Raw genomic sequence first — 12,509 nt, forward strand, 5'->3', positions numbered from 1 at the left:
CGGCAAGAGAACGCGCGCGCGGATCTCGAAAGACCCGCGCGCGCCGGACGTCAGCTCCTTACTGGTAGCAGGGCTTGCTGAAGTCGTACTTCGCCGCGGTCTTGCCGGTGAAGAAGTCCTTCTCGACCTTTACCCCGGTGGGCGCCGCCGGGTCCACCTTGGAGATGATGCTCTGCCGGAAAACCCGGTCGTTCGGCTCGCCGCCGAACTTGCCGGCCTCCGCGGGCAGCATCCCCTCGTAGTCGACCGTCGTCAGCGACTTCACCGCCGCCAGCAGCCCGGCCCGGGTGAGGTCCTTGGAGTCGACGGCCTTCTGCAGCGCCGCCTTCATCGGGTAGGACCAGACCCAGCCGGCCGTGTAGCCGTCGTTGGGTGCGGCCTTGAACGTCGCCGGGTCCAGCGACTCGGTCAGCGCCTTGTGCCCCGGAGTGTCCGTGCCGTACGGCGCCCACGGTCCCGACTGCCGGTAAAGCGCTGTCAACGCGGGAGCGGCCGGGCTCTTCAGCAGCGCCGGGTTCCAGGTCGGGCTGGTGCCGATGAACTGTCCCTTGAAACCGGCCTGGGCGGCTCCACCGACGATGGTCGCCGCCTCGGTCGGACCGGTGGTCAGGATGACCAGGTCGGGCTTGGCTGCGACCAGTTTCTGGATCGCCGCGCCCTGGTTCTCCTGGCCGGCCGCGGTCGGGATGTCGGTGAACTTCATCCCGTTCGCCTCGGCCGCGACCTTCGTACCGGCCGCCGCGTCGTCGCCGTAGTCGCCCGGGAAGTGCACCGCGGCCACGCTCTTGGCCTGCAACGTCTCGGCCCCGAAGTCGACCGAGTTCATCGACTCGAAGCAGTAGTTCGTGCCCGACTCCAGGATGGTGTCCTCGAACGCCCAGGCCGACGTCCACGAGGCCGGCACGCCGACCATGCTGCTCGATTTCAGGTCACCGAGGATGGCCGCGGTGGTCGGCGAACCGAGAGTCTGGGCCAGGCCGAGCACGTCCGGCTTGATCTCGGAGTACACCTCGTTGTGGATCTGCGGGTTGTACTTGTTGTCCTTGACGAACTTGGTCACGTCGACCTCGTAACCGCCGATCCCGCCGGCGGTGTTGACCCGCTTCCAGAACGCCTTCTGGCTCTCGGTGATCGGCACGCCGAGCGCCTTGAACGGGCCCTCGGTCAGGTCGGAGATCGAGCCGAGGTAGATACATCCCTTGGCCTTGTCCACCGCGGCCGGGCACGGTTCCTTGGTGACGCCGACGTCGAACTTGACGCCTTCGCTGCCCTCCTGCGTCTCCGGGGCGTCGTTGCGGCACCCTGCGACGGCCAGTACGGCGGCCACCAGGCCCACCGCGACCGTCCTGCGACTTCTGTACATCGCTCTTCCTCCTCAGGCTGCCGGCACCGACAAGGTGGGTCAGTGCGAGAACGGCCATGACTTCCAGTAGGTGCGAATGCGGACCCAGATCCCGAACAGCCCCCGCGGTTCGAAGATCAGGAACCCGATGATCAACAGGCCGTACAGAATTGTCTCGACCTGGAAGACCGTGATGCCGCCGGCCGTCGAACTGCTGCTGATGAACGGCAGCACGGCCGGGAGTTCGCGGGTGACCCGCGGTAACAGCGTGATGAACAGCGCGCCCATGATCGATCCCGAGATGGTGGCGACGCCACCGACCAGGATCATCGCGATGTACTGCACCGACATCGCCAGGTTGAACGATCCGGGCTCGACGAAGCCGATCATCACGTACAACAGCGCCCCCGCGACGCCGGCGTAGAACGACGACACCGCGAAGGCGATCATCTTGTACCGCGTCACGTCGACGCCGATCACCTCGGCGGCCAGGTCGCGATCACGGACGGCGGCCAGCGCCCGGCCGATCCGCGACCTGACCAGGTTCCGCGCCAGGACGCCGAAGATCACCAGCAGCACGAACATCAGCAGATAGAGCTTCTGCGCCTTGGTGAACATCGCGCCGTCGACCGCGAACTGCAGCCCGAACAACTCCGGTACCGCGGCCGGCCGCCCGACGCCGACTCCCCCGGTGAGGTCCCGCCAGTGCTTGAACAGGTGCTCGCCGATGAACACCAGGCCGAGCGTGACCACGGCCAGGTACAACCCGCGCAGCCGAGCAGCGAGCGGGGCCACGATCAACCCGGCCAACCCCGCCACCAGGCCCGCGGCCAGCAACCAGATCGGCAGCGAGGTGATCCCGAATCCGATCAGCCGGGTGCTGTCCGGATCACCCGACAACGCCGCCGCGGTATACGCGCCGATCGCGAGGAAGAACGCGTGCCCGAGGGACACCTGGCCGGCGTACCCGGTGACGATGTTGAGGCCGATCGCGCCGATCGCGGCGACGAACGCGGTCGCCAGCACGACGAGCAGATCGTCCTCGAGCATGAACGGCAGCAGTACTGCGACCAGAACCAGGGCGAGCGTCCACCACCGTTTGGCCGGGGTGTTCAGCAGTGCCATGTCCTGCCCGTAGGACAGGTAGAGCTGTGGTCGACCGGTCCGGGTGCTCATCGCATTGGTCGCGGGGAGATTCCGTCCTTCTGGTTGATGGGAAGGAACCGCGACTTCCTCCCTTCAGAAACCGGGGACTGTCGGTCCGGCCTGATTGGGTTAGCGGCGTGTCCAGGTTCCGGATGTACCCGACCGCCGCGCAGCAGACTGCGTTGCTGGTGCAGGGCGGGCACGCCCGCTACCTGTGGAATCTCGCACTCGAGCAATGGTCGATGTGGACCCCTGACAAAGGCGCGACGCCTGGGTACGTCGAGCAGGCGCGGCAACTGACCGAAGCGCGGGCCATGTTCGACTGGCTGCGGGCCGGGTCGCAGACCGTGCAACAACAGGCGTTGCCGGACTTCGACCAGGCGGTCAAGTACTTCTACGCAGGTACTCACCGGCGTCCGACCTGGCGCAAGGCCGGGCTGCACGAGGGGTTCCGTATCGTCGGTGGTCAGGCGTCCCGGATCGTGAAGCTGAGCCGGAAGTGGGCCGCGGTAAACGTGCCCAAGGTCGGCTGGGTGCGAGTGCGTCTGTCTCGTGGTATCCCAGCTGCGCAGTCGTACCGAGTCACCCGCGACCGGGCGGGTCGCTGGCACATAGCCTTCGCTGTCATCCCGGAACCGATTCCCGCGCCTGGTACGGGTGAGGTGGTCGGTGCGGACCGCGGCATCGCGGTGTCGGCGGCGTTGTCCACCGGTGAACTGCTGTCCTGCCCCAGTCTGTCGGACGGTGAGCAGATGAGGCTCAAGCACCTGCAACGTCGTCTGTCGCGCTGCAGGCGCAGCTCCAACCGCCGCCAGCGGGTGAGGGCTGCGATCGCGAAACTGCATGCCCGGGCCGGTGACCGCCGCAAGGATTGGGTGGAGAAGACCAGCACAGACCTCGCCCAACGGTTCGATGTCATCCGGGTAGAAGGTCTGCGCATCGCATCGATGACCAGACGACCCAAGCCCAAACCCGACCCCGAACGACCAGCCGGGTACCTGCCGAACCGTCGCCGCGCCAAGGCCGGACTCAACCGAGGCATCCTGGCCAACGGCTGGGGGGACCTGGTACGTCGTCTGGAGCACAAGGCCGCGGGCCGAGTCGAGAAAGTGAAGGCTGCGCACACGTGGCAGACCTGCAGCGTCTGCGGCCACTGCGCACCGGAGAACCGCGAGAGCCAAGCGGTGTTCCGGTGCGTAGCCTGCGGGCATCAGGCGAATGCGGATGTGAACGCGGCAGTCAACATCGCGGCCGGACGGGCCGTCAGCGCACGCCGAGAGACGCCCGTACCGGTCTCGCCGAAGCGTGAACCTCAACACGCTACCTCCACGTAGTAGTAGTTGGAATCCCCGCCCTCGGCGGGGAGGACGTCAAATGCGCTCCACCTCTCGCGTCCCGAACAGGCCGTACGGTTTGACCAGCAGGACGAGCAGCATCAAGAGGTAAGGCACGACCAGGAAGAAGTCCCCGCCGAAGACCGGACTGAGGTTGCCGCCGTAGTTGCCCACCAGCGCCTCCACCACGCCGATCGCGAGCCCGGCGACCACCGCGCCGCCCAGCGAGTCGAGACCACCCAGGATGATCACCGGCAAGGCTTTCAAAGCGGTGAGCCAGAGGTTCTGTTCCAGCCCGATCCCGGTCGACAGGAAGACGCCGGCCAGTCCGGCCAGCATCGCCGCGAGCGCCCACGACAGCGAGAACACCCGACCGACCGAGACACCCTGGGCCTGCGCCACCTCCTGGTCCGACGAGGCCGCGCGCATGGCCAGGCCGGTCCGCGACCAGCGGTAGAAAGCGAACAGGGCCGCGACCACCACCACCGTGGTGACGAGAGTGGCGAGGTACCGCTGGTCGATCGTGACCCCGAGGAAGGTCGTTTGCTTCAGGCCCCAGGGATCGCCCATCTGGCGGATGTCCAGGCCGATGAAGGAGTTCACCACCGTCCGGATCACGATGTCGACGCCGAGGGTGATGATCGCGATCACGAAGACCGGCTTGCCGATCATCGGCCGCAGCGCGACCCTTTCCACCCCGATCCCGAGCAGCGCCGTCAGCAGCAGCGAGACGAGCACGGCCAGGAAGAAGTTCATCGACAGCACGAGATGGCTGACCAGGACGCCGCCCGCCATCATGAAGGCCGGCTGGGCGAAGCTGATCACCCGCATGGACTTGTAGATGATGACGAACCCCAACGCCAGCAGGGCATAGATCGAGCCGTTGCCGAGGCCGCGGACCACCGTGGCCAGGAGATCGTTCACCGCACACCTCCGCGGTACATGGACTCCACCAGTTCGGCGAAGGCGCTGGTGACGGCGCCGCGTTTGACCTTCTGGGTCGCGGTGAGCTCCCCGTCCTCGTGTTCCAGCAACTTCGGCAGCAGCCGGAACGACTTGACCTGCTCGACCGTGGCGAACCGCGCGTTGATCTCGTCGACGATCCCCTGCACGAGCGCGACCACCTCGGCCTTCGAGGCCAGATCGCCGTACGTCGAGTACGGCAGCCGGCGCAACTGGGCCCAGTGGCCGACGGTGTCCGGCTCGATCCCGATCAACGCGGTCAGGTACTTGCGCCGGTCCCCGATCACCACCACCTCCTTGATGTACGGCGAGGCCTTCAGCGCGTTCTCCAGCTCGGAAGGCGCGACGTTCTTGCCGCCCGCGGTGATGATCAGGTCCTTCATCCGGTCGGTGATCCGCAGGTGCGTGCCGTCGACCCACTCCCCCACGTCGCCGGTGTGCAACCAGCCGTCCGGGTCGAGCACCCGCTCGGTCGCCTCCGGGTCGTGCCAGTAGCCGGCGAAGGTGCCCGCGTGCCGGGTGAGGATCTCGCCGGTGGTCTCGTCGATCCGCAGTTCCACGCCGGCGTGCCGCTCGCCGACCGTGCCGAGCTTCACCCGGCCGGGCCGGTTCGCCGTCGCCACGGCCGAGTTCTCGGTCATCCCGTACACCTCGTGCATCGGCAGCCCGAGCCCCATGAAGAACCGCAGTACTTCGGGCGCGATCGGCGCGGCGCCAGACGCGGCGTACCGGACCTTGCGCAGGCCGACCCGGTCCAGCAAGGCCCGGTAGCAGACGACGTACCCGATCGCGTGGACCAGCCTCGAAGCCGCCGTGTGCTTGCCGCCGTTGGCAGCGAGGATGCTGCCGATCCAGTCGGCTCGGCGCAGCCAGAAACCGCCGACGCTCCGCTTCACCAGACCGGCCGACCCGATCCGGATCTGCACACCGGCCGCGATCTTCTCCCAGATCCTCGGTACGCCGAACAGAACCGACGGCTGGACCTCGTGGAGATTGGCGGCGACGGTCTCGATCGACTCCGCGAAGTGCACGCAGACCCCGGCCCCCGCGCCGAACCAGCAACTGAAGACCCGCTCGGCCACGTGGCACAACGGCAGATAGGACAGCACGCTGTCCTTGGACGATGGCGGCGGCGAGGCGAAGCCGCCGCGCTCGACCAGCTCCTGGATCGCGTAATCGACGTTGGCGACCGTCAGCATCACGCCCTTCGGCGGCCCGGTCGTCCCGGATGTGTAGACCAGGGTCGCCACGTCGTCCGGCCTGACTGCGCCCATCCGCTCGTCCACGGCACCCGGGTGGCTCTCGCGATGTTCGGTGCCCAGGGCAAGAAAGTCGGGCCAGGCGAGCAACCGCGGATCGTCGTACCGGTGCCTGATACCGCGCGGCTCCAGATAGACGATGCGTTCCAGGTCCGGCAGCTCATCGGCGACGGCGAGCGCCTTGTCGACCTGCTCCTGGTCCTCCGCGATCAGCACTCTGGTGCCGGAGTGGCGAAGCAGGTAGGCGACCTCCGCGACCGGGTTCGTCGGGTAGAGCCCGACCGTGACGGCGCGTACCGACACCGCGCCGATGTCGGTGTACAGCCACTCCCGCCGGTTCTCCGAGTGGATCGCGACGCGGTCGCCCGGCTCGATGCCGAGGGCAAGCAAAGCGTGGCCGACCAGCTCGGCGGTCAGCCAGTACTGCGACCAGCTGACCTGCTGCCACAGGCCCAGGTCCTTCTCCCGCAGGGCGATCAGGTTCGGCGTCGTGACGGCCCGATCCCGGACCCGGGTCGCGATCGTGGCCGGCCGGACCGGCGCCGTCACAGTGCTCATGGCCGGTCCACGATCCGGTGCTCCTCGCCCAGGTAGGCGCGCACGACATCGGGATCGGTAGCCACCTCCCGCGGTTTGCCGGTCCGGATCGGGCGGCCGAAGTCGACCACCATGATCCGGTCGGCCAGATCCATCACCAGCCCCATGTCGTGCTCGACCATCACCATCGGCAGGCCGAGTTCGTCGCGGATGTCGAGGATGAACCGGGCCATGTCCTCGGTCTCCTCCAGGTTCATCCCGGCGACCGGCTCGTCGAGCAGCAGCAACTTCGGCTCCGAGGCGAGCGCCCGGCCGAGTTCCACCCGCTTCTGCACGCCGTACGGGAGCAGGCCGACCGGCATCCGCCGCCACTGCGCGAGCTCGAGGAAGTCGACGATCTCCTCGACCGCCCGCCGATTGGCGAGTTCGTTGCGGCGAGCCTTCCCGAGCCGGCCGAACGCCGCGAGGACACCGTACGGGTGGTGATGATGGCGGCCGAGCATCAGGTTGTCGAGCACGGTCAGGTTCGAGAACAGCTCGATGTTCTGGAAGGTCCGGGCGATCCCGAGCCGGGCGATCGCGTGCGGACGCAGGCCGATCAGGTCCTGCTCGCCGAACCGGACGGAGCCCCGCTGCGGCCGGTAGACCCCCGAGAGCACGTTGAAGATGGAGGTCTTGCCCGCGCCGTTCGGGCCGATCACCGCGAACAGCTCGCCGGCCCCCACGGCAAAGCTGACTCCGTTGAGCGCGGTGACACCGGAGAACTCGAGCAGTACGTCGTCGAAGGTGAGCACCGGCGGCGGAGCCGGCCGGGTGGACTCGGGCCGGGTCTCGGTGGCGGTCATGACAACCACCGCTTTCGGCGCCGGTAGTGCTTCACGTCGCGAAACGATCTGGACGATCCCTCTGCACCGAGGCCGAGGTAGAACTCGCGGACATCGCCGTCCTCCAGCAGTACGGCGGCCGGCTTGTCCATCACCATCGCGCCGTTCTCCAGCACATATCCGTGCTCGGCGATCGCCAGCGCCATCGCGGCGTTCTGCTCGACGAGCAGCACCGTCGTACCGGCTTTATTGATCTCCACGATCACGTCCCGGATCTGCTGCACGATCATCGGCGCCAGCCCCAGACTCGGCTCGTCCATCAGCAGGTACCGCGGATCTGACATCAGGGCCCGCCCGATCGCGAGCATCTGCTGCTCACCGCCGGACAGGTAGCCGGCGGTCTTGCGCCGCCGGTCGGCCAGTACCGGGAACAGCTGGTAGGTCCTGTCCAGGTTCGTCTTCAGCGACCGCGGGGCGACATGCCCGCCGATCCGCAGGTTCTCCTCGACCGTCAGGTCGGCGAAGATCCGCCGGCCCTCCATCACCTGTTTGATGCCCAGGGCAGCTATCCGGCTGGCGCCCAGGCCGTGGATGGGTTCACCGTCGAGGGTGATCGCGCCGCGGCGTACGTCGCCGCCGTGCACGTCCAGCAATCCGGAGATGGCCCGCAGCAGCGTGGATTTGCCGGCGCCGTTGGCCCCGAGCAGGGCAACGATCTGCCCTTGCGGGACCTCGAGGCTGACGCCCCGCAGTACCAGCATCACATCGTCGTAGACGACCTCGAGATTCGTCGCTGCCAGCACGTACGGCCTCCTGGATCCCCGAAGGTTCCAACCGTTCTGGCGAGTGAGTGTGACAGTACCGATGTCATCTATGGAAGAGTTCCGGCCCGAAAATCGGACGCCACTCCCCAAACTGTGATCGAGCCCGAAAGGGTCCCCAGACAAGCGACTTCCAGCCAGTCAGGAGCAAACCAAGGCAACACCTTGGTACAAATGCTAGGCGCGACCGCCGCGCTGCCAGCGCCTCGCGGTGAGCACCGCCGGCGCGCCACACCATTCGTCCGCGACCGGCTGGACGATCGCCAGCGCCTCGTCCGGGAGCACGCTGAGGGCCGCGACCATCCCGACGGACCGCGATCCGTCATCCTCAACGAGCCTGGCCACAAAGCTCAACCGACTGTCCGGCGCCCGGAGCTCGGCAACAGCTCCCCGTGTGGTCCTCGCCATCGGAGGACAGCGTCGGTCCGCGCAGAATGAGCCGATCGGCGAACCGATCCAGATAAGACCAGTGCGCCTCGCTGTGCTCGATCAGCCCTGGCAGAACGCCAGGCTTGTCCTCGGCGTGGACGTAGTACGCCACTAGAAGGATCGGATCCAGTTGGCCAGCAGCTCGGCGCCGGCGTCGCCCGACTTCTCCGGGTGGAACTGGGTCGCGGTGAGCGGCCCGTTCTCGACCGCGGCGACGAACCGGTCCCCGCCGTACTCCGTCCAGGTGACCGTCGGCGTCACGGAGGCCCTGGTGTCGGTGAGGTGCCATTCGCGCACGCCGTACGAATGGACGAAGTAGAAGCGCTCCTTCTCGATTCCCTCGAAAAGCTTCGTCGCGCCCTCGACGGCGACGGTGTTCCAGCCCATGTGCGGCACCGGCTCGGCACCCGTCGGCTGCAGCCGCTCGACCGTCCCCGGCCACTGGTGGCAACCGTCCGTCTCGACACCATGTTCGATGCCCTTGGCAAACAAGATCTGCATGCCGACGCAGATCCCGAGCACCGGCCGGCTGCCGGTCAGCCTGCGATCGACGATCTCGTCGCCCCGAACCGCCTTCAGCCCGGTCATACAGGCCTCGAAGGCGCCGACGCCGGGGACCAGTAGTCCGTCGGCGTTCAGCGCCTCGTTGTAGTCGCTGGTCACCGTGACGTCCGCGCCGACGCGTTGCAGAGCGCGCTCCCCCGAGCGGATGTTGCCCGAGCCGTAGTCGAGCAGAACGACCTTCTTCGACGTCACAGAGCGCCCTTGGTCGACGGGATGCCCGGCTGCCGCGGGTCGAGCTCGGCGGCGGCCCGCAGTGCCCGCGCGAACGCCTTGAACTGCGCCTCGACGATGTGGTGCGGATCGCGACCGGCCAGCACCCGGATGTGGATGCAGATCGCGGCGTTGAACGCGAGCGTCTCGAACACGTGCTGGGTCAGCGAGCCGGCGTAGTCGCCACCGATGATCGCGTAGACCTGCCCGTCGGGCTCGCCCGTGTGGACGCAGTACGGACGGCCGGACAGGTCGACCGTGCAGTGCACGAGCGCCTCGTCCAGCGGCACGGTCGCGTCGCCGAAGCGGCGGATCCCGCGCTTGTCGCCCAGCGCCTCTTTCAAAGCCTGGCCGATGCCGATCGCGGTGTCCTCGACGGTGTGGTGCGCGTCGATCTCGAGGTCGCCGACCGTGTTCACGTGCAGGTCGAGCAGCGCGTGCTTGGCCAGCGCGTTGAGCATGTGGTCGTAGAAGCCGACGCCGGTGGAGATCTCCGCGCGCCCGGTACCGTCGAGGTCGAGCTCGACGAGCACCTTGGACTCGCTGGTCTCCCGGTCGATCCGGGCCGTCCTAGTCATAGTGACCTTCCTAGATCAGTCTTGAGCACCTTCTCCAGCGAAGCACGGAACGCGGCCATCTCTGCGCTGGTACCGATCGACACCCGCAGCCAGCCGTTCGGTCCGGTCTCGCGGATCAGTACGCCGTCGTCCAGCAACGACTGCCAAACGGCGTGCCGGTCAGCAAAGGTGCCGAAGAGGACGAAGTTCGCATCCGAATCGACCGCGCGCAGCCCCTGCGCCCGCAGCCAGTCCACGGTCTCATCCCGCTCCGCCCGCAACTGCTCGACGCGACCGAGCAGCTCGTCGGAGTGCCGCAACGCCGCCCGCGCGACCGCCTGGGTCACCGCCGACAGGTGGTACGGCAGCCGGACGATGCGCAGGGCATCGACCAGTTGCTTGCTCGCGGCAAGGTAACCGACGCGGGCCCCGGCGAGCGCGAACGCCTTGGACGTCGTCCGGGCGACCGCGAGATTGGGGTACGACGGCAGCAACGTGACCGCACTCGGCGTCCCGGTCCGCCGGAACTCCGCGTACGCCTCGTCCACCACCAGCACGGCGCCGATCGCGGCTGTCCGGGCGGCGACCGCCTCGACCAGCTGGATCGGTAGCGCGGTACCGGTCGGGTTGTTGGGTGAGGCAAGCAGTACGACGGAGGGCCGGTGTCGCGAGATTGCCGCGAGCGCCTTGCTCTGGTCGAGGGTGAAGTCCTCGGACCGGCGACCCGTGACCCATGCGGTGTTGGTGTTGCGCGCGTACTCCGGGTACATCGAGTACGTCGGGGCGAACGACAGCGCAGTACGGCCTGGTCCGCCGAAGGCCTGCAGCAGGTGCAGCATGACCTCGTTGGAGCCGTTGGCCGCCCAGACCTGCTCGGCGGTGAGCTGAGCACCGGACTCACGACCCAGGTACGCCGCGAGGTCGGCGCGCAGAGCCAGGAACTCGCGGTCCGGGTAGCGGTTGAGCCCGCGCGCCGCCTCGGCCACCGACGCGGTGATGTCCGCGACGACGGCCTCGCTCGGCGGGTACGGGTTCTCGTTGACGTTGAGCAGGACGGGGACGTCCAGCTGCGGCGCGCCGTACGGCTCGAAGCTCTTCAGCTCGTCGCGGATCGGCAGCCCATCGAAACGGCCCATCAGTTCCCATCCTTGACTGACGCTGCCTTGGCTGACGCTGCCTCGAAGCGCACCGACACGGCCGAACCGTGGGCCGGCAGGTCCTCGGCGTTCGCAAGCGCGACCACGTGCCCTGCGACCTCTTGCAGGGCTTCGCGGGAGTAGTTGACGACGTGCATCGCCTTCAGGAAGCTGCGCACGGACAGACCGGACGAGTGGCAGGCGCAACCCGCCGTCGGGAGGACGTGGTTCGACCCTGCGCAGTAGTCGCCGAGCGAGACCGGCGACCAGCCGCCGACGAAGATCGCGCCGGCGTTGTTGATCAGCAGCGAACGCTCCTCGGCGTCGACCGTCTGGATCTCGAGGTGCTCGGCCGCATACGCATCGACGACGGCCGTGCCCTGGTCCAGATCATCGACCAGTACCACCGCCGACTGCTGCCCATCGAGCGCCTCGGCGACCCGCTCTGCGTGCCTGGTCGCCGGAACCTGAAGCTCGAGCTCAGCCTCGACAGCAGCGGCCAGCGTCTCGCTCGGAGTCACCAGCACGCTCGCGGCCATCGGGTCGTGCTCGGCCTGGCTGATCAGGTCGGCGGCAACGTGCGCTGCATTGGCGGAGTCGTCGGCCAGTACTGCGATCTCGGTCGGACCCGCCTCGGAGTCGATCCCGACCTCGCTCTGCACGAACCGCTTGGCCGCGACGACGTAGATGTTGCCCGGACCGGTGATCAGGCTGACCTTGCGGCAGCCCTCGAAGCCGTACGCGAGCCCGGCGATCGCCTGAGCGCCGCCCATCGCGTAGACCTCGTCGATCCCGAGCATCGCACACACAGCGAGCACGGTCGGGTGCGGTAAGCCATCAAATTCCTTCTGCGGCGGCGATGCCAGGGCCAGACTCGTGACACCGGCAACCTGTGCCGGTACGACGTTCATCACCACGCTGGACGCGAGCGGCGCGCGGCCGCCTGGAACGTAGAGCCCGACCCGCTGCACAGGAACCAGCCGCTGAGTCACTCGCCCACCCGGCGCGGGCTGCGACTCGATGTCGCTGCCACGCTCGTCCAGGCTGACCTCGCGAACCCGCCGGATCGACTCCTCCAGCGCGCTGCGCACGGCGGGGTCGAGCTCCTCCAGCGCCGTCTTGAGCGCCTCGGCCGGGACCCGCAGCTCCTCCACGCGCACATGGTCGAACTTCTCGCCGTACTCCCTGATTGCCTCGAGGCCGCGATGACGGACGTCCAGGCAGATCGGTCGGACGACGTCGAGGGCGGCCTCGACGTCGAATACGGCTCGGGGAACCAGGGCCTGGAGGTCAAGAACCTCACCAGCAGCCACTCGGCCCCGCAGGTCGACGCGGCGAATCATGACGCTCAGTCTAGTGGTCTGCTCCCCTGGCTTCCGCGCGCCGT

The 12,509-nt window shown here is 67.8% G+C and carries 12 protein-coding genes; 1 reads left to right on the forward strand and 11 read right to left on the reverse strand.

Translation table 11 applies throughout. The features are described from left to right. Window positions 1-58: 58 nt before the first annotated feature. Both G3I17_RS34610 and G3I17_RS34615 read right to left on the reverse strand, forming a co-directional pair. Window positions 59-1,363 carry an ABC transporter substrate-binding protein gene (locus G3I17_RS34610; protein WP_164602691.1) on the reverse strand — a complete coding sequence of 435 codons (1,305 nt, stop codon included), beginning with the start codon at window positions 1,361-1,363 and terminating at the stop codon, window positions 59-61. Between the two features lie 39 nt (window positions 1,364-1,402). After that, complete coding sequence (locus G3I17_RS34615) at window positions 1,403-2,518, reverse strand: branched-chain amino acid ABC transporter permease (protein ID WP_164602693.1); 1,116 nt, start codon at window positions 2,516-2,518, stop codon at window positions 1,403-1,405. Window positions 2,519-2,625: 107 nt separating this feature from the next. Here G3I17_RS34615 and G3I17_RS34620 point away from each other — a divergent pair, with 107 nt between their 5' ends. Beyond that, window positions 2,626-3,822 carry an RNA-guided endonuclease TnpB family protein gene (locus tag G3I17_RS34620; RefSeq protein WP_164602694.1) on the forward strand — a complete coding sequence of 399 codons (1,197 nt, stop codon included), beginning with the start codon at window positions 2,626-2,628 and terminating at the stop codon, window positions 3,820-3,822. A 36-nt stretch (window positions 3,823-3,858) separates the two neighbouring features. On the opposite strand, the gene G3I17_RS34625 is transcribed toward G3I17_RS34620, so the two are convergent. The 9 genes from G3I17_RS34625 to hisD all read right to left on the reverse strand — a co-directional run bounded on the left by G3I17_RS34625 (window position 3,859) and on the right by hisD (window position 12,465). After that, window positions 3,859-4,746 (reverse strand): branched-chain amino acid ABC transporter permease, encoded by an 888-nt coding sequence (locus G3I17_RS34625; protein ID WP_164602696.1) that lies wholly within the window; start codon window positions 4,744-4,746, stop codon window positions 3,859-3,861. Further along, the gene (locus G3I17_RS34630; protein WP_164602698.1) at window positions 4,743-6,602 is read right to left on the reverse strand and encodes an AMP-binding protein; all 1,860 of its coding nucleotides are present in this window, start codon (window positions 6,600-6,602) and stop codon (window positions 4,743-4,745) included. The genes G3I17_RS34625 and G3I17_RS34630 overlap by 4 nt, the downstream gene beginning before the upstream one ends. Continuing rightward, window positions 6,599-7,426: an ABC transporter ATP-binding protein gene (locus G3I17_RS34635; protein ID WP_164602700.1), complete on the reverse strand. Its 828-nt coding sequence runs from the start codon at window positions 7,424-7,426 to the stop codon at window positions 6,599-6,601. The genes G3I17_RS34630 and G3I17_RS34635 overlap by 4 nt, the downstream gene beginning before the upstream one ends. Further along, window positions 7,423-8,208 (reverse strand): ABC transporter ATP-binding protein, encoded by a 786-nt coding sequence (locus G3I17_RS34640; RefSeq protein ID WP_164602702.1) that lies wholly within the window; start codon window positions 8,206-8,208, stop codon window positions 7,423-7,425. Before G3I17_RS34640 ends, G3I17_RS34635 begins: the two co-directional genes overlap by 4 nt. A 195-nt stretch (window positions 8,209-8,403) precedes the next feature. After that, complete coding sequence (locus G3I17_RS41320; protein WP_239063229.1) at window positions 8,404-8,571, reverse strand: hypothetical protein; 168 nt, start codon at window positions 8,569-8,571, stop codon at window positions 8,404-8,406. A 195-nt stretch (window positions 8,572-8,766) separates the two neighbouring features. Then, a complete protein-coding gene (gene hisH / locus G3I17_RS34650; protein ID WP_164602704.1) occupies window positions 8,767-9,411 on the reverse strand; it encodes an imidazole glycerol phosphate synthase subunit HisH in 645 nt (214 codons plus the stop codon). Further along, on the reverse strand, window positions 9,408-10,007 hold the full coding sequence (gene hisB / locus G3I17_RS34655; protein ID WP_164602706.1) for an imidazoleglycerol-phosphate dehydratase HisB: 600 nt from the start codon (window positions 10,005-10,007) through the stop codon (window positions 9,408-9,410). The genes hisH and hisB overlap by 4 nt, the downstream gene beginning before the upstream one ends. Beyond that, window positions 10,004-11,122 (reverse strand): histidinol-phosphate transaminase, encoded by a 1,119-nt coding sequence (locus tag G3I17_RS34660; RefSeq protein ID WP_164602708.1) that lies wholly within the window; start codon window positions 11,120-11,122, stop codon window positions 10,004-10,006. Before G3I17_RS34660 ends, hisB begins: the two co-directional genes overlap by 4 nt. Beyond that, entirely contained in the window at window positions 11,122-12,465 is a 1,344-nt protein-coding gene (gene hisD, locus G3I17_RS34665) for a histidinol dehydrogenase (protein WP_164602710.1), read from the reverse strand. Before hisD ends, G3I17_RS34660 begins: the two co-directional genes overlap by 1 nt. Between the last annotated feature and the right edge of the window lie 44 nt (window positions 12,466-12,509).

It is taken from the genome of Streptomyces sp. SID13031, from assembly GCF_010548305.1.
Lineage (GTDB): Bacteria > Actinomycetota > Actinomycetes > Propionibacteriales > Kribbellaceae > Kribbella.

Coding starts and splice junctions, on each gene's coding strand:
- G3I17_RS34630 (WP_164602698.1), bottom strand. CDS start 6,602: ATGAGCACTGTGACGGCGCCGGTCCGGCCGGCCACGATCGCGACCCGG.
- G3I17_RS34660 (WP_164602708.1), bottom strand. CDS start 11,122: ATGGGCCGTTTCGATGGGCTGCCGATCCGCGACGAGCTGAAGAGCTTC.
- hisB (WP_164602706.1), bottom strand. CDS start 10,007: ATGACTAGGACGGCCCGGATCGACCGGGAGACCAGCGAGTCCAAGGTG.
- hisD (WP_164602710.1), bottom strand. CDS start 12,465: ATGATTCGCCGCGTCGACCTGCGGGGCCGAGTGGCTGCTGGTGAGGTT.
- G3I17_RS34610 (WP_164602691.1), bottom strand. CDS start 1,363: ATGTACAGAAGTCGCAGGACGGTCGCGGTGGGCCTGGTGGCCGCCGTA.
- G3I17_RS34635 (WP_164602700.1), bottom strand. CDS start 7,426: ATGACCGCCACCGAGACCCGGCCCGAGTCCACCCGGCCGGCTCCGCCG.
- G3I17_RS34615 (WP_164602693.1), bottom strand. CDS start 2,518: ATGAGCACCCGGACCGGTCGACCACAGCTCTACCTGTCCTACGGGCAG.